This window comes from Brumimicrobium oceani (assembly GCF_003143775.1).
Lineage (GTDB): Bacteria > Bacteroidota > Bacteroidia > Flavobacteriales_D > Crocinitomicaceae > Brumimicrobium > Brumimicrobium oceani.
In genome coordinates this window covers 17,261-35,185 of sequence record NZ_QFRJ01000021.1, presented here as the reverse complement: position 1 = coordinate 35,185, position 17,925 = coordinate 17,261, and the positions used below count along the sequence as shown (strand labels likewise).

The window sequence follows — 17,925 nt, the reverse complement described above, 5'->3', positions numbered from 1 at the left end:
ATAAAAAAGCATGGTCATAGAGCTAAATCGGTTTTCAAATATGGATTAGAATATATATCAAGCTTCCTTTTGAACCCTGAAAAGAAAGGATTTAGCAAGGTTTTATTGAAAATTGTCATGTAGTGTATCGGATTATTTAAGAAGAAAACAGAGAAGGAAAAATTAGAAGAGAAGTATGAAAAACTATTGAAAGAGGCCTTTAATTTGTCTAAAACAAATCGAAAGTTGAGTGATGAAAAAACTTATGAAGCTTCAGAGCTTTTGAAGGAAATAGAGAAGCTTTAGTTAATTTGGAGTTTTTGCATGCTCTTCATAGTTTTCTTGAGTTATAGGATTTAATTTTCAATCAGTGAAAGGCCGTTTTCATCGGTGGTTAAAACTTCGCTCATGTAATCAAAATACGGTCTAATTGCTTTAAAAGCGGTATCCACTTCTTTAATAAAATCTGCAGATAGTACTTCTTGGTCTGTGAAGTTTTTTGTGAACACGAATTGTTTCTTCCTTATTAAATCAATGTTCTTATGATCTTTACTGAAACCTTTAGGGGCGGTTTTTAATTCCTCACCTTCAAGTTCACCCCAAATTGATTTTAGATGCTGATCGGCAAGTATTGTTCTAATTTCTGAAGCGTCCAATTCAAACTCTTTTCTTATCCGCAATAAATCATCTTTTTCAGGTGCCCAAAAACCAGCGGCTATAAAACTCGCATTGGGTTGAATGTGCAGATAGTAACTACCCCTTAATTCTGGTTTAACGCGAATATAGTTTCCACTGATATGAGTTTTGTATGGTTCCTTGTTCTTAGAGAAGCGTACATCCCTATAAATGCGAAACATTTTGAGTTTTTCTATTTTATCATATTCCTGCATTCGGATTAAAAGTTCGTTGAAAAACGTCTTCACCTCTCCTTCAATTGACTTAAACTCTGGTTTATTTTCATTGAACCAATCTCTATCATTATTTCTTGCTAGTTCTTTTAAGAACATGAATGCTTTCTCTGGAATTGTTTTTATCATGATTTAAATTATTTCTTAAAGATAAAAAAGTTTATCTTCTTATATTATTCAAAAGTGTCAAACCGACTTGAACGTGACAAAATTCGCTTTTTTTGATAAAATCAATCTTCTAGATTTAGTTTGCTTTCAACTTCACTTATTCTATTGATGGGAGATGAAATGATTAGCAAGGTAAGGATAAAGTTGGATTGAAGTGAAAACAGCTTGTTGATTACGATCAATAAAAGTTAGGTTGCGGGTTCTTATTTATTACCCTTAATGAATTACGAACGAATAGAATATTAACCAATAAAACTAAAAATTTTAGATTTAAGAAATCTACAGTATCAATCATATTCAGGGAAAAAGAAATCACCTTTTGCATTGGGATACTCTAATGTGTCTGCAGGAAGTAGTAGTTTTAAATTATCAACTACATATTGATTCATTATTTTGTAATTTCTCAATTGATGGTCAAAGTATTTTTTGCGTTCTTTACCTTTTATTTCAGTAATGTTCAAAGGACCAGAAATTTTATATAATTGGTCATTCATTAAAAGTGTGTCTGCATAAATTAGACCTATAATGTCTCCGTTAAATCGCCCGATGAATTTTGGTTGATCAGCGGAAAGGGTGTTGTTTGTACTTAGCCCATTTCCAATCCAACTGGTCTGCTCAGGAATTTCTTTAACATTTAAATAAGGAGCTAATAGTGTTGTAATGCTATGCGGAATATCTGTGTGAGCAACGATGTCTTTGAACTTTTTAGCTTGTTTTAATTTTGGGCTAAAAATGGCCAGAGGAACATAGTGTGAATCGAGCTCTGATCTTAAAGGAAGCGTGTTTACGTTGTGATCACCCACGAAAACAAAAATTGTATTTTCATATTCAGGTCGTTTTTCGTACTCTTCCATGAAACTACCTAAAGCCTCATCTTGATATATGACTGCAGCGATTACTTCCTTATAATTTTCATAAAGGGTTTCTCCGTCTTTTACATTCTTCATTCTTTCTTTTGCAATTGCTTTGTATTTTTCCTCTTGCGGAATGTCGAAAGGACTGTGGAGACTTAAATTAAGGAATATATCAAAAAAAGGAGTTTTGGCATTTGTGCCCTTAAGTTCGAAATATAAATCAACCATCTCATTATCTTGAATTCCCCAAGTGAATGCAGTACCATTGTCTTTGACTTTGTAAATGCCTTGTTCTACCAAGTAATCTTTATCCCAAATATTTTCCACATAATTCTTTTTTAGAAATGGTTCGAAATTATCAAAATATCCCCACCCACCGTAAGAGAAGGAGGAGTGATATCCGTTTGAAACGAGTATTTTTGGAATGGACAAATGCTGCGGAAATGTTGATTTTAAATTGAGCATTCCACGAACTTTTCCATGGGGCAAAGAAGCTAATGCATTGGCGAATACTCCATGCGTTCTGTCTGTGTTGCTAATAGTGTTTGGCCAGTATAAACTTTTTGAATAGAGCTTATCTAAATTGGGAGTCATGCTTTCAAGCACGGCCTCTGGTCCAGAAAAAGTAGAGCTTAGCCCTTCACAAAACACCATTACGACATTAGGAGCTTTGTCAAATTCATTAAAGTAGGTTTCCAAGTGGTTTTCATTTTTCCTTAGCTTTCTATTAAAAGGATAATCCACTTGATTTGCCGAATTTTCCCAGCCCATAAAGTCACGGAACTCATTCACAGTGGTGAAGAATTCCTTTTTATCGAGGTTTATTAAATCATTTTGTTCATTCCAGTGGTTAATCACACTTGAAATGATATGTTTTGGTTTTGATGTAACAATGATTTTTTGTTTCTCAGTTAAAAAGGCGTTTTTAGTCATAAAATTAACTCCTAACACAATTAACGCCGTTGCAAATATTGCTTTTGGTATTTTAGAGTTGAATACAAAACCGGATATTTTCTTGTGAAAAACGAATGATAAAACGAGAAGTAGAATAGGTGAAAAGTAGTACCAAAAGAATTGTCCGGTCACTTGTCCTGTTTCCGTTGAAGCAATTTCTAATATTTCATCTAATGTAAAAAACAGGATGACATGGTCTAAAAGCAGGTAAGAGGTATGATAATATTGAGAGGTGGACAAATAGAGAAACACCATAAAAGTGGAAGATAAAACCGTAGAGAACCAATAAATAGGTTTAGAAGCAAGTTTTATTAATCCTAGTAAAAGTCCTACTGTTATTAGGTATAGAACAAGGAATACCAGTTCCTTATAAAGTATAATTGCAAATATTCTTAATAGCTCGCCATTAGTTGTAAAAACCTCTTTTTCAAATAGGAAAAGATCAAAAAATCTGATGATAAGTATTGAAGGAAACAAGATTAAACCTTGTTCAATTAAAGCACGGACTAAAGGCTTTAATTTAGCGAAGTTCATTTTCATATATTGAGATTTGCCTTAATGATGGTTAAAAGTAATTATATTTTCAATACTGCATCAAATTTATCTTGATTTAGGCGGGGAGACGTTCTATGAGAATTAAAATATAGAAAATCGATAGAAATTAATCTATCGTCTATGGTTAAAAGTGGAACGTTAAACAAGAATTAAAACTAGTTCCTTATGGCTTAACTATTTTTACCACTTTAACAATTGAATCAATTTTATATTTGAGTAAATAAATTCTATTCATAGAGATCAAACTTCAATTATATTGGCTAATCATTTTGAGTTTTCGCTTTCTATAAATTAAGAATTTGCAATTTTTGTCAAACAAAAAAGCCCGCTTCAATTAAGAAGCGGACTTTCCCTCAACTATGAAAAAGAGTACTACTTTTTAATAAATTGACTAGTGAATACATTTTCTCCTTCGATTAAGTATAAGAAATACATCCCATTTTCAAGGGCGTTGACTTGAATATTGTTTGAGGTTAATTTCCCTTCTTTTACAATTTTACCTGCCGAGTTTGTGATTCTGTAATCTGCGTTTTCCATGTTTTCTACTTGTATAACTGAAGTAGTTGGATTTGGGAAAACTGTAATTTCCTCAAACTTATTTGTTTCTATTGAAGCAGTTCCAGGAACTAAAACCTTATCAATAACATGAACAACTCCATTGTCAGAAGCTACGTCTGCAGTGGTAACCATGGCGTCATTTATCATCACACCATTTGAAAGGTCTACAAGAATGTTTGCTCCGTTTAAGGTTGCAACCATACCGTCAGTTAAATCTGCTGAATTAACTTCCATTCCCAAAACATGGTACAAAAGGATATCAGCTAAACCTGCACTCGCTAATAAGTCTGGAGCCGTAATTCCAGAGTTAGTAATATATGTTGTGAATGCCGCATCAGTAGGTGCAAAGACCGTATATTCTGCAAAAGGATCTGTCAAAGCAGGTAATAATCTTGCCTCAACTACCGCAGCAACTAAAATGTTAAAGCCGTTGTCAATGGCTAAATCAGCAACTGTTTCGTTTACGAGTAACGCTTGATCGATGGAGTGCACAACCCCGTTTGAAGCTGCTAAATCAGCTGCGTTTACTTGGGCTTGATTAACAAATACCTCTGAAGAAGCATTCACCGTTAATTTCAGGGTGTTGTTGCTATTGATTGGCGTAACTATGTCTCCGTTTGTAATTCCGGCAGCCATAACTTCCGAGCCTAATACATGGTAGGTAAGAATGTCTGCCAACCCTGCGTCTGCTAATAGATCTGGAGCTGTTATTCCTAATTCTGCTAATAAATCAGCAAAGGCATTGTTGTCGGGTGCAAATACAGTGAACTCGCCCATTGGGTCGTCTAATGTTGCGTCTAGTCCAGCTGCGTCAATAGCTGCTGTTAGTGTTGTGTGGTTTGGACTGTTAGAAATTACCCCATAAACAGTTTGACCGAAAGCGGAAACGCTCATCATTGCTATTGCAAGGGTTAAACTCACTTTCTTCATTGTTTTTGATAAAATTGTTTTCATAATATTTTGGTTTTGATTCAAATACAGAACACTCTGTTTAGTCTTTAGTTCTAAACATTAAACAAAAACAGTTCGTTTTGTCATATTTGTGACATATATTAACATGTCGTGATTTGCAATTTCAATACTATTTTCTGGGATTCTAACTTATTTTCAGCTGAATTAAAAAGGATTTCGATTAAATTCTCATCTTTGTACTTTAAATTTAGATTACATGAAATATACCCGCTTGCCCTTAAAAGATTTAAAAGATTTAGAGAAAGAATTTGTTGATTTTCTAGCAGTGAATGGAATCCCAGCTGATGAGTGGGTAAAATTGAAAGAAAACGACACACAAAAGGTTGAAGGAATTATCGATCAGTTCAGTGATGTTATCTGGGAAGGTGTTTTGAGAAAAACAGAATTGGTAGAACTCAGAAGAAAGGATATTCTTACGGTTTGTAAGGTGGTTGAAGGAGAACTTAGTACTTTGGTGATTAAGACTTATGATGAAAATATCGATTTAACACAAGCTGATGAAATTGCGAAGGCATTAGCTAATCTTGAAAATTATGAGGTGAATGTAAGGGTAGATCCAATAACAAAATTAGCTACAGAACAGTTATTTGAATTGTTACAAATTGGGTTTTACATTTCCAAAGACGCTCAGTATAGCGAACTGATAGATAAGTTGAAAAAGTAGATCTTGCTCGGTATTGTTAAGGGATATGCGCTTTCGTCTGGATTGTTTTCTCCGGCAGATTACGCAGATTACCGCAGATGTTTTTTGGTTTGCTAGTGCTCTCTTTTTCTCCCGCAGATTACCGCAGATTTTCGCAGATGCTTTTTGGTTCGTTGGCGCTCTCGTTTTCTCCAGAGGATTCCGCAGATTTCCGCTGATGTTTTTTGGTTCGCTAGTGCTTTCGTTTTTCCCGCAGATTTCGCAGATTTTCGCAGATGCTTTTTGGTTTGCTGGCGCTCTCGATTTCTCCGGCAGATTGCACAGATTTTCGCAGATACTTTTTGGTTCGTTGGCGCTCTCGATTTCTCCCGCAGATTACGTAGATTTTCGCAGGTGTTTTGATTGGCAGCGGATGAATCGTTGTGGTTTGCACTGAGTTTTTCCCTCTCCCTCACACCCTCTCCCTATTCCCCTCTTTCTATTTTCTATCTTTTTGTTCTGTTCTTAGTCTAAACAACTGCAGGGATTGTCAAATTGGACTTCTGCATTAGGAAAAGCTCTTGTCCATTTTTCGACGAAGGAAACTGCAAAAGTAGTACCTCTAAAATCTATGAATTCGAGTTGTTGGAGTTCTGCAAATGAATCATCTATGAACACAAACCTGTTGTCCCAAACATCCAAATATTTTAAGTTTTTTAGGTTTTTAATTCCAGCCGGAATGGCACCAATTTCATTTCTACTCATGTTTAAATAGCGTAATGTTGAAAGGTGAAAAATTTTGGAAGGGAAGTGAGTAAATTTATTTTTATCTAGATAAAGAAATTCGAGCTGATTAAAAGATGTGAAGAACTCGGGTAGTTCACTTAATTTGTTTTTTGTTAATCTTAGCCCTTTTAGGTTTTTAAATTTTTTTAATTCTTCTGGAATTTCGGTTAATCCCTCTTTATTTAAATCAATGCCAAAAATGGTATCTGCAAAAGCTGTTTTGGCTTCTGTTAATGTATAATAAGGTATCTCATCTTGTGGAATCTGACTCCAGATAGAATTACCAATTAAAATCATTAATCCAATTACGCAGACACTTTTCATCTTTTTTCATTTCGGTAACTAATTCTTCTAAACTATTGAATTTTTTTTCATCCCTAACACGTTTTAGTAGTTTTAGTTGCAACTGCTCTCCGTACAAATTACCTTTAAAGTCTATTAAATAGGCTTCAATGGTAATTTTTCCAGAATCATCAACTGTAGGACGCTCACCTATGCTTACTAAACCAAAGAATTCTGATTTGTCTTCTCTGATAACTCTTGTGGCATAAACCCCATTCTTAGGAATAATTTTAACGTCATTGTTGAGTTCTATATTTGCTGTCGGGAAACCTAGTTTACTGCCTAGCTTCTGACCATGCCCCACAATGCCATTAATCTGAAATTCTTCTCCTAAATAGGTGTTGGCTAAACTCACATCACCTTGTTTTAATGCTTCACGAATCTTGGTTGAACTTACATTAACTTCATCAATATCTTTTGCTCCTATTTCAATAACTTCAAAATCATAAACTGGAGCTAGTTCTTTTAAAAGCTCCAAACTTCCTTCTCTATTTTTTCCGAATTGGTGATCATAGCCAATTACAATGGTCTTGATGTTGAGCTTATTCACCAAATAGTCACGCACAAATTCGATTGCTGTTAATCTTGAAAATTCTTTTGTGAAAGGATGAACAATAATGTTCTTTAAACCGATTCTTTCCAGTTTTTCCAATTTTTCAACTTGAGTCTGAATAAGTTTTAGTCCATGAGAATCTGGAAATAATACCATTCTCGGGTGGGGATAAAACGTAAACAATACAGATTCACCACCTATTCTTTCGGCTACTTCGTTGAGCTGTTTAATAATTTTTTGGTGTCCGATATGTACTCCATCAAATGTTCCAATAGTGAGAACGGGATGTGGAATTTTGGACATTTCATTAAATCCTTGAAAAACTTTCACTTGCGATTTACTTTTTTTCAAAGATAAAGAAATCATGTATCATGACGGTTTTATTTATAACTTTTCATACAAAGTGGTGAAAAAGAAATGACAAAACTAAAATTCATAGTTTTATATGCTTGCATAATAAAGAATAAACATATATATTTACGATATTAAATTTTAATAAAAAACCAAAAAACTATATAGTTATGTCAGAAAATACAGCAATTAAGGGGGGTGAATTTATTATTCGTGATACGAAACCAGAGGATATTTTCATTCCAGAGGAATGGACAGAAGAGCAAATTATGATTGCAAAAATGTGTGATGATTTTATTGCTACTGAGGTTGAACCTAATCTGGATAGGATTGATGAAATGGAAGAAGGTTTAATGCAGTCTATCCTAGAGAAGGCTGGAGAACTTGGTTTGTTGAGTTTGTCTGTTCCTGAAGATTTAGGAGGAATGGGTGTAGACTTTAAGACAACATTGCTTGCTACCGAAAGATTAGGGAAAGGGTATTCTTTCTCAGTTGCTTATGGTGCTCACACAGGAATCGGTACTTTGCCAATTCTTTATTACGGAACGCAAGAGCAAAAAGAAAAATACATACCAAAGTTAGCTTCTGGGGAATGGAAAGCTTCCTACTGTTTAACAGAACCTTCTGCTGGATCTGATGCAAATTCAGGAAAAACAAAAGCAGAATTAACTGAAGACGGAAAACATTATGTGATTAATGGTCAAAAAATGTGGATCACCAATGCTGGCTTCGCAGATGTATTGACTGTATTTGCCAAAATTGATGACGATGATAAGTTAACTGCATTTATTGTTGATGCCGATTCTGAGGGAATAACCTTGAATCCTGAGGAGAAGAAAATGGGAATAAAGGGTTCTTCTACACGTCAAGTATTCTTTAATAATGTAAAGGTTCCTGCGGAAAACATGCTCTCTGAGCGTGAAAACGGATTTAAAATTGCATTGAACATTTTGAATATCGGTCGTATTAAATTAGGAGGAGCTGTTTTAGGAGGAGCAAAAGCGGCAATAGATTACTCTATAAAGTATGCCAATGAACGTGAGCAGTTTGGCCGTCCAATTTCTAAATATGGAGCGATTCGTCATAAAATCGCTGAGCAAGTCATTAAATGTTTTGTCGTTGAATCGGCTACTTATAGAGCAGGTCAAAATATTGATGACGCAATTCAGGCGTACATCGATGGAGGAATGGATAAAGAGAAAGCAACACTTAAAGGAATTGAGTTGTTTGCACCAGAATGTGCGATTCTTAAAGTTGCAGGATCCGATTGTTTAGATTATGTTGTAGATGAAGCTGTCCAAATCAACGGAGGAATGGGATATTCTGCAGAATCTCCTGTGGAAAGAGCTTATCGTGATGCTAGAATCAATAGAATCTTTGAAGGTACAAACGAAATCAACAGAATGTTAATTGTTGATTTGGTACTTAAAAGAGCAATGAAGGGTGAATTGGATTTAATGGGCCCAGCGCAAGAAGTAGCCAACGAATTAATGAGTATTCCAGATTTCGGAGATCAGCCAGAAGGTGTTTTTGCAAATGAATATAAAGCATTAAAAGGTTTCAAAAAAGTAATCTTAATGGTTGCTGGTTCTGCAGTTCAGAAATTAATGGCCACTTTAGCAAAAGAACAAGAAGTTTTGATGAATATTGCAGATTTATCAATTGATACTTACCAAGCGGAATCTCTCTTATTAAGAGTTGATAAAATGATTTCAATGAGAGGAGAGGAAGCATGTAAAGATGAGATTGCCATAGTGAAGACTTATTTCTATGATGTAGCAGATAAAATTAATAAATACGGAAAAGATGCGATTAACGCTTTTGCTGGAGGAGACGAAGCAAAAATGATGTTAATGGGCTTAAAACGATTTACTAAAATTGATGGATTCAACGCTAAAGAAGCACGCCAGCAAATTGCACAACGTGTGATCGAGGCGGGAGAATATAATTTTTAATATAAATTGAATTTTTGTTTGTGCGGGATGTAGGCATGCCCTAGTAGGTCAAGCCTACATTCCACACAAACAAAAAATATTTATCTAACGATTTCTATTCCGTCAGCAATAAAAGTCATTGCATATTTCACTTCTGTAATCGCATCAATTTCCTCTTGGGGAGCATTAGCATCTTCCAGAAAATGACGTTGTAAATCAACAGTAACTGTGTCTTGAATTGCTTTCCCTGTCAAGTAGGCAATTGTTCCAGGTTCAGTGTCAACAGGAATGGTAAAATGGTCTTTAAAACGAACCATAAATGTTTCTCCATCTTCTTTTTGAATGTTTACCCAGCAACCCGCTTTAGAGCAAGTTTCATGAATTTCAGCTTTGAAGGTTGCTTCTAATTCAGTTTTTCCTTCAAATTGCGCTAGTAATTCACTTGTTGAAAGCGCATTCGTGGTGTCTACTTTTTCTGGACCAAAAGAAGTTTGATTTACATCATTTGTTTCTTCTTCTGTTTCTTCAACTACAACTTCAGTTGTATCTGTTTCGGTAGTAGTAGCTTCATTGGTTTCTGTTGGTGTATTACAACTAGCAAAAAAACCAGCAGTGATTAAACCAATCATTAAGTGTTTCTTATTCATGTTATTAATTTTTTCGCTAAACTAGTGATTTTGCATTTGATATGGAAAAAAAATCTTTTGTTTTCATGTCAAACCTTCAATCCGCATAAAGATTCCTATTCCAAACTCAAACTAAACGCAAGCCAAGGTAATACAACTTTCTACCTACTTATCAAAATTGATGCTATGATTTCGCCTGCTAAAAACTGTGTTAGCTTATCTTGCCCACATTTAGATCTTTCATTAGCTAAATGAGGTGAATTATAAAAGCAGGGAGTAGTGAGGCGCTTCGACTTGGAGGTTTTCCTTATTCTAGAATTTTGTCTCTTTTTCTTTTTACCGCGTATTTAGTGTCTGGACGGAAACACATCAAAATTAAAAATATTTCCTTTTGCAATAGTTCCCTTTATTTTCAATCGCCTGATGCTAAGGCATCACCTCATAAAAATAAATTCAACTCTCATCAAAAATAATCTATTTTATAAAATTCGTCTGTTTCCGACCAACCACTATTTAGCATCGTGAATCCAATTTTAGCCGTCACTCCAGTGCTTTTACTTCTCATTATCATTATATTTTTGAAGGTTTATTTTAAAATATATAGTACCTTGTATTGCATAGTACTATATTGTTTGTATATTTGCAGAAACATTTATTCAAAAACATGAAGGTAGAGAACACTAAAGCACAAATGCGAAAAGGAATTTTGGAGTATTGTGTATTGTCGATACTCTCAAATAAAGAATGTTATCCTTCAGAAATTATTGAGCATTTAAAAGAAGCTGAATTAATAGTTGTCGAAGGCACGCTATATCCTTTATTGACACGATTAAAAAATGCAGAGTTATTAGATTATCGTTGGGAGGAATCCAGTGCAGGACCACCCAGAAAGTATTATGAATTAACAAAACCTGGTGTTGAGTTTTTAACAGAGTTAAAATTAACATGGGGTGTATTAAGTAATGCAGTAAACCAATTAGAAAATAAGTCACTATGAAAAAAACAACAACAATAAATCTTGCAGGTATGGTGTATCATATCGAAGAAGATGCATATCAAGTTTTAAGACAATATATTTTAGATATTAAGCGTGTATTCTCCAGTCAGCAAGGGGTAGAGGAAATGGTGTCAGATATTGAGGTACGAATTGCTGAACTGTTTCAGGAGCGTCTAAATAAAAACAAGGAAGTCGTAACGCTTGCCGATGTTGAGGAAGTGATGGTTATAATGGGGTCTCCAAATCAGTTTGATGAAAATTATGACGGAGAAGATGAGGAGTTTTTTCACCATAATGATTATCATCAAGAACAAGGTTCAAAACGTTTGTACAGAGATACAGATGAAGGAATGTTAGGAGGGGTTTCTGCTGGTTTGGCACATTATTTCAATATTGATCCTGTTTTAATTCGTGTTTTATGGATTGTCTTAGTTCTTGCTGGAGGTTCTGGAGTTTTGATTTATATTATTGCCTGGATTGCGATTCCTGAAGCTAGAACAACAGCTCAAAAATTACAAATGAAAGGTCAATCCGCAAACTTGGATAATTTTCGTGCTTTTGCAGAATCAGTTACTAATGAAGCGAAAACAGGATTTAAGAGGGCTTCAAACTCAGTGAAAAATTCTTTTAAAAAAAAAGATAATCCCATATCAAATATTGCCAAAGCGATAGGGCGGGTAATAGGTTTTGTACTTTTCTTAGTGGGAGTCTTGGGCTTGATTTCCTTGACACTGTTTTTTTTAGCTGACTATAGTTTTTTCTTTTTAAACAATGAAGTTATAGATGGTGATATAAATTCCATCATTGGTCTGATTTTCACTTCGTCTGTATTAGCTGCATGGTTAATTTTTACTGTATCCATAATTCCATTGATTTTCATTGTTCTTGCAGGAGGAATGTTGCTTTTTAATCAAAAACCAAAGTCTAGGACCTTTGTTTTAACTCTGCTAATTATTTGGTTTATTGCCATTATTGGACTGTCTTTTCTTGGAATAAGGACTGGATTTGATTTTAAAGAAACCTATAAATCTCATGAAAAAACCTATGTAGAAGGCGTTTTTCCCGAAGTGCAAGTGAATATTTTTGAAGATGATTTATTGATTACGAATTCAATGGATTACGATTTTGATCAATTTATATCCATTACCCAAAATGAGGTCAATTTAGGTTATGCTAGAATTGAAGTTTTACCAACATCAGATTCATTATTTTATTATTCTATTGAAAAAAGAAGTAATGGAGGTTCTTTAAAAACTGCCAAAGAAAATTCGGAGGAAATTAAGTTTGATATAGAACAGGAAGGCAACGTGTTGAATGTGTCCGGTAAATATGGATTCCCAATTGAGAGCAAAATGAGAGGTCAAAAAGTGTTTTTGAAAATTTATGTTCCAATTGGAAAAAGAATTATACTCAACGGAAATCTAGAAGATTATCCGATCAGATTACAAACCAGAACAAGATTTAATGATGAGTTTTTGGAGCAAACTTCAGTTTGGGAAGCTACACAGTTGGGGATGGAGTATAGAGGGTTATAATATTATTTTTTTGATAGGTCAAATGCGGAATTTTCCCAACCTTTAATTTTAATTTCACGTTAAGGAGATAAGAACTAAAAATCAACACTATGAAAAAATACCTTCTAATATTCTCGATATTCGCCTTTAATATGTTGAACGCTCAGACTGAAAATTGGGCAAATTTCACCAATAACGATAACATTTATGGTTTGGCTGCCGCTGGTAATAAATTATTGTTGGCCACAGAAGGAGGTGGGGTTGCAATAGATCAAACTACGGCTGTAGTGAAACATTATTTAAGCTTCAATACTGACTTGCCTGGTGTTAACTTAACAGGAGTGAGCAGCGCAGAAAATGGAAATTTATGGTTTAGTATTGAAGATAAAGGTATCTCAAAATATGATGGTACGCAATGGACAAGTTACACCCGAACAAATTCTGCTATTCCAGATTCTAATTTTGCTTATGTTAGAGAAAATGTAAATGGCGAAGTTTGGATGGTTACTTCTGATTTAAAAAATCTAATAAAGTTTGATGGATTCAATTGGACAGTTTATAACACCTACAGTTCAGGACAGCCAGCCTTACCAGGTGTTTTAGGCGATTTTGTTTTTGACAGCAATGGAGATGTCTGGATGACACCAGAAGGTCTTGGATTAATAAAATTTGATGGCACAACAGCAACGTTTTTTCTCATTAATAATTCTCAGATAATCGATAATTATATTTCGGATATAGCTATTGATGAAAACGATGTGATTTGGCTGTCCTCTTATCTCGGAATCTCTAAATTTGATGGACAAACTTGGGTAAATTATACGATATACAACTCTGCTCTCCCTAAAGGTAAGATTAAGCAATTAGAGATATATAATGATGAAATATGGAGTTTATGGAGAGAAGACTCAGGTTTAGAAAGCGGTCTAATCAAGTTTAATGGAACTAACTGGATTGAATATAATTCAACAAATTCAAGTTTACCCTCTTTTTTAAATGGGGATTTGCAAATTACTTCCAATGGAGATAAATGGATGCTTGATGGAGCTTGGTCTGACTCACAGATTATTCAATTTAATGATTCAACAACCATTTATCATGATATTTCAAATTCTCCTTTAAAAGGGAATTATATGGATGATATTGATTTGGGTGGAAATGGGAAATTATGGATTGGAGATTCAGGAGGGGACAAACAACTGCTGTCCTTGAAGGATAATAATTGGGAAGCATATCCACAAAGTACCGGTATTAAATGGTTGAATGTCCAAAATGATATAACTATATGGTTAGGATTGTATGGCGGAATTGGGAGTTTTAAAAACGGAAACACAACAATTTATAATGCCACAAATTCTGATCTCCCTGAAAATCATGTTTCCGTCGCAACCCTAGATTCATTAGGAAATATGTGGTTTTCATCTTTAGGATGGTTGGCGAAATATGATGGACTCATTTGGGTAGTTTATGACACCACAAATTCCATGTTGCCTCATACCACTGTAAATGATATTGCTGTAGATAATTCTAATAATATATGGCTAGGAACTGAAATTGGTGGTTTAATAAAGTTTGATGGTACAAATTGGGTTGAATATACTACTGCCAATACAGGCGTTCCTTTAGAGCATATCTCCAATTTAGAATTTGATCATCAAGGTGATTTATGGATTGGGACACGTCATTACGGTGTTACAATGTTTGATGGGACAAATTGGACGACTTACAATCCATCAAATTCAATTTTACCAACCAACTTTATTTCGTCTTTGGGAGTTGATAACCAAAACAATATTTGGATTGGAACAGGTTCTGGCGTTGTGCTTTTGGATGGTGGGAATTGGTCGATAATGACACCTGAAAACTCTGGACTTCCACATGATGTTGTTTATGACTTCGAATTTGATGATTTAGGAAACGTTTGGATGGGGACAGGTGGCGGAGGATTAGCTGTTTACAATCCTAACGGTGTAAACCTAAGTGTCTATAAAAACACCCTAAAACCGAACGATTACGAAATTAACGTTTACCCAGTTCCGTTCAACGATAAATTAAATATCGATATTGAAAACCGTCTTATTGGTTCTTCATTAGTGTTCTATGATATTAGCGGAAGAAAGGTTGGGACTTTTGAACTAGATAAAATGAGTACTCAAATAACGCCAATGTTGAATGAAAAAGGAATGTATTTTTATAATGTTGTCAATGATAATAGAATTGTTGAAAAAGGGAAAGTGATTAGGAATTGAGTTGATTAAAGAAGGCCTTTGTATTTGGTCAACAAGCTGTTGACTAATTGATAAAATGAATTGGTCAGACACTGACTGACCAATTGGATAAATCTGAGAAGATTGCCTTTTATCCATCCTTATTTTAACTCAAAACATTAAAAATCCGCCTTTAATCCGCGTTGCTTGTAGTTCTGCTGCGTAAGCCCAAAGCATCCGCGTCATCCGCGTTCCGTCATCCCAACCTTGCGCCACAAACCTATCCAATCTCACATTCCGAAATTCGTAATTTCAAATTACCCTTCCAAAACATTTATTCAAGCGTTTACCTTAACATTTATCACTGTTTAATTATCTTTGTATCAAACAAGAAATTAAGCATGGAAATTCCAAAAACATACGAGTCACAAAAGTCTGAAGAGAAATGGTACAAACACTGGATGGAGAAAAATTACTTCCACAGTGAACCAGATGATAGAGAACCTTATACCATTGTAATTCCGCCGCCAAACGTGACGGGAGTTTTACACATGGGACACATGCTAAACAATACCATTCAAGATGTTTTGATTCGTCGTGCACGTATGCAAGGAAAAAACGCTTGTTGGGTTCCTGGAACAGACCATGCTTCTATTGCAACTGAGGCAAAAGTGGTGAATAAATTGCGTGGAGAGGGAATTAAAAAATCCGACTTAACCCGTGATGAATTCATGGAACACGCTTGGGAATGGAAGGAAAAGCACGGAGGAATTATTCTTGATCAACTGAAGAAGTTAGGAGCTTCTTGTGATTGGGAGCGTACTTCTTTCACAATGGATGAAAGTTATGCTGAATCTGTGGAGGATATTTTCATTGATTTATATAAAAAAGGAAAGATTTACCGCGGTGTAAGAATGGTGAACTGGGATCCGTCTGCAAAAACGGCGCTTTCTGATGAAGAGGTAATTCACAAAGAAGTGAATTCTAAATTGTACAACGTTCGTTACCAAATTGAAGGAACGGATGAATGGTTGACCATCGCCACAACGCGTCCTGAAACAATTTTGGGAGATACCGCAATTTGTGTGAACCCAAACGATGTTCGTTATGTAAATTTAGTGGGAAAAAAAGCAATTGTTCCTATTTCAAATCGTGCTATTCCAATTATCCAAGACGATTATGTAGATATGGAGTTTGGAACAGGATGTTTGAAAATTACGCCAGCGCATGATGTGAATGACCACGAAATGGGTGAACGTCACAACTTGGAAGTAATCGATATTCTAAATTCTGATGGAACGTTGAACGAAAAAGGATTGCATTATGAAGGAATGGATCGTTTTGAAGCCAGAAAAGCAATTGCCAAGGAATTAGAAGAGAAAGATTTCATGGTGAAAGTGGAAGACCACATCAATAAACTTGGTTTTTCTGAAAGAACGGATGCTGTAATTGAACCGCGTCTTTCTTTGCAGTGGTTTGTGGATATGAAAAATATTTCTGAACCAGCATTGGAACATGTTATGAATGGAGACATTAAATTCTATCCAGACAACATGAAAAATACCTACCGTCACTGGATGGAAAACATCAAAGATTGGTGTATTTCTAGACAATTGTGGTGGGGACACAGAATTCCAGCGTGGTATTTTGGAGAAGACGAAAACGATTTTGTAGTGGCTAAAACGCAAGAAGAAGCCTTGAAATTAGCCAATGAAAAAGCAGGAAGAGTAATTACAGAAGTAGAATTAAAACAAGACGAAGATGTTTTGGATACTTGGTTCTCTAGCTGGTTGTGGCCAATTTCTGTTTTTGATGGATTAACAAACCCAAACAACGAAGAAATTAAATACTATTATCCAACAAATGATATCGTAACTGCTCCAGAAATTATGTTCTTCTGGGTGGCAAGAATGATTATTGCTGGATACGAATGGATGGACGAAAAACCATTCAAAAACGTTTATTATACTGGAATTGTTCGTGATAAATTAGGCCGTAAAATGTCTAAATCATTGGGGAATTCACCAGACCCAATTAAACTAATTGAAGATTTCGGAGCAGATGGGGTAAGGATTGGAATGTTGGTTTCATCGCCAGCAGGAAATGATTTGCCATTCGATACAAGTCAGTGTGAGCAGGGAAGAAACTTCACCAATAAAATTTGGAATGCATTCCGCTTGGTAAGTTCTTGGGAAGTTGCAGAAATCGAACAACCAAAATCTTCTGCAATTGCAGTGGATTGGTTCGAAAGTAAACTCAATGAAACCTTAATTCACATCAACGATCAATTCGAGAAATTTAGAATTTCTGATGCTTTAATGGCATCTTACAAATTGGTTTGGGACGATTTCTGTTCTTGGTATTTGGAAATGATTAAACCAGCATATCAACAACCAATTGATGCCAAAACAAAAGCACAGACAATTGCTTTCTTCGAGAAATTGATGAAAATTATTCACCCATTCACGCCATTTATTTCTGAAGAAATTTGGCATTTGTTAGGGGATAGAAAAGAAGGAGAAGACATCATTGTGGCAACTTGGCCAGAAGCAGGAAAAGTAGACGAAACCTTATTGAACAACTTTAAAACGACATCAGAGGTTATTTCTAACATTCGTAATATTCGTAAGCAAAACAACATTGCCAATAAGATTGAAATTGAATTAGGAATTGTAAAAAGTAGCAATCACCCAGAACAAATGGACCCTGTTCTTGTTAAAATGGCAAATGTTTCAGCACTTTCTTATATAGATGAAAAAATGGCAAACGCATTTTCATTTATCGTTAAAAACACTTCATTCTATATTCCATTTGGAGATACAGTAGATGTTGAAGCAGAAATTGCGAAAGTGAAAGAAGAATTAGAATACACGAAAGGATTTATGAAATCTGTTCAAAAGAAATTGGGGAACGAAAGATTCGTGAATAATGCACCAGAAGCAGTTGTAGCAATCGAAAAGAAAAAGTTAGCTGATGCCCAAGAAAAGATTAATATCCTTGAAGAGAAAATGAAAAATTTGGGGTAGGAGAGATTCTCCAAAACAA

The 17,925-nt window shown here is 35.0% G+C and carries 13 protein-coding genes; 7 read left to right on the top strand and 6 right to left on the bottom strand.

Annotated elements, in window-relative coordinates:
• Positions 1 to 126 precede the first annotated feature (126 nt).
• Positions 127 to 285 carry a Lacal_2735 family protein gene (locus DIT68_RS15850; protein WP_109360807.1) on the top strand — a complete coding sequence of 53 codons (159 nt, stop codon included), beginning with the start codon at positions 127 to 129 and terminating at the stop codon, positions 283 to 285.
• Positions 286 to 335: 50 nt separating this feature from the next.
• Here the strand turns inward: DIT68_RS15850 and DIT68_RS15845 are convergent, their stop codons facing one another.
• The 3 genes from DIT68_RS15845 to DIT68_RS15835 all read right to left on the bottom strand — a co-directional run bounded on the left by DIT68_RS15845 (position 336) and on the right by DIT68_RS15835 (position 4,930).
• On the bottom strand, positions 336 to 1,016 hold the full coding sequence (locus tag DIT68_RS15845) for a DUF2461 domain-containing protein (protein WP_109360806.1): 681 nt from the start codon (positions 1,014 to 1,016) through the stop codon (positions 336 to 338).
• Positions 1,017 to 1,342: 326 nt separating this feature from the next.
• A complete protein-coding gene (locus tag DIT68_RS15840; RefSeq protein WP_109360805.1) occupies positions 1,343 to 3,403 on the bottom strand; it encodes an LTA synthase family protein in 2,061 nt (686 codons plus the stop codon).
• Positions 3,404 to 3,790: 387 nt separating this feature from the next.
• On the bottom strand, positions 3,791 to 4,930 hold the full coding sequence (locus tag DIT68_RS15835; protein WP_109360804.1) for a fasciclin domain-containing protein: 1,140 nt from the start codon (positions 4,928 to 4,930) through the stop codon (positions 3,791 to 3,793).
• Between the two features lie 214 nt (positions 4,931 to 5,144).
• Here DIT68_RS15835 and DIT68_RS15830 point away from each other — a divergent pair, with 214 nt between their 5' ends.
• Entirely contained in the window at positions 5,145 to 5,612 is a 468-nt protein-coding gene (locus DIT68_RS15830) for a DUF6495 family protein (RefSeq protein WP_109360803.1), read from the top strand.
• 483 nt (positions 5,613 to 6,095) lie between these two features.
• Here the strand turns inward: DIT68_RS15830 and DIT68_RS15820 are convergent, their stop codons facing one another.
• Together DIT68_RS15820 and DIT68_RS15815 are read right to left on the bottom strand one after the other, a co-directional pair.
• Positions 6,096 to 6,680 (bottom strand): leucine-rich repeat domain-containing protein, encoded by a 585-nt coding sequence (locus DIT68_RS15820; protein WP_109360801.1) that lies wholly within the window; start codon positions 6,678 to 6,680, stop codon positions 6,096 to 6,098.
• On the bottom strand, positions 6,637 to 7,617 hold the full coding sequence (locus DIT68_RS15815; protein WP_233244218.1) for a bifunctional riboflavin kinase/FAD synthetase: 981 nt from the start codon (positions 7,615 to 7,617) through the stop codon (positions 6,637 to 6,639). Before DIT68_RS15815 ends, DIT68_RS15820 begins: the two co-directional genes overlap by 44 nt.
• 155 nt (positions 7,618 to 7,772) lie before the next feature.
• On the opposite strand from DIT68_RS15815, the gene DIT68_RS15810 reads away from it, so the two are divergent.
• Positions 7,773 to 9,557, top strand: coding sequence for an acyl-CoA dehydrogenase family protein (locus DIT68_RS15810; protein ID WP_109360800.1), 1,785 nt, complete (start codon positions 7,773 to 7,775; stop codon positions 9,555 to 9,557).
• Between the two features lie 80 nt (positions 9,558 to 9,637).
• Here the strand turns inward: DIT68_RS15810 and DIT68_RS15805 are convergent, their stop codons facing one another.
• Positions 9,638 to 10,183, bottom strand: a complete 546-nt coding sequence (locus DIT68_RS15805; RefSeq protein WP_109360799.1) for a DUF4920 domain-containing protein — start codon at positions 10,181 to 10,183, stop codon at positions 9,638 to 9,640.
• A gap of 643 nt (positions 10,184 to 10,826) precedes the next feature.
• Between DIT68_RS15805 and DIT68_RS15800 the strand changes: the two genes are divergently transcribed.
• The 4 genes from DIT68_RS15800 (at position 10,827) to DIT68_RS15785 (ending at position 17,906) form a co-directional block, all read left to right on the top strand.
• On the top strand, positions 10,827 to 11,159 hold the full coding sequence (locus tag DIT68_RS15800) for a PadR family transcriptional regulator (RefSeq protein ID WP_109360798.1): 333 nt from the start codon (positions 10,827 to 10,829) through the stop codon (positions 11,157 to 11,159).
• On the top strand, positions 11,156 to 12,694 hold the full coding sequence (locus DIT68_RS15795) for a PspC domain-containing protein (RefSeq protein ID WP_109360797.1): 1,539 nt from the start codon (positions 11,156 to 11,158) through the stop codon (positions 12,692 to 12,694). The genes DIT68_RS15800 and DIT68_RS15795 overlap by 4 nt, the downstream gene beginning before the upstream one ends.
• A gap of 89 nt (positions 12,695 to 12,783) precedes the next feature.
• On the top strand, positions 12,784 to 14,922 hold the full coding sequence (locus tag DIT68_RS15790) for a two-component regulator propeller domain-containing protein (protein WP_109360796.1): 2,139 nt from the start codon (positions 12,784 to 12,786) through the stop codon (positions 14,920 to 14,922).
• A 359-nt stretch (positions 14,923 to 15,281) separates the two neighbouring features.
• Positions 15,282 to 17,906: a valine--tRNA ligase gene (locus DIT68_RS15785; RefSeq protein WP_109360795.1), complete on the top strand. Its 2,625-nt coding sequence runs from the start codon at positions 15,282 to 15,284 to the stop codon at positions 17,904 to 17,906.
• Positions 17,907 to 17,925: the final 19 nt, after the last annotated feature.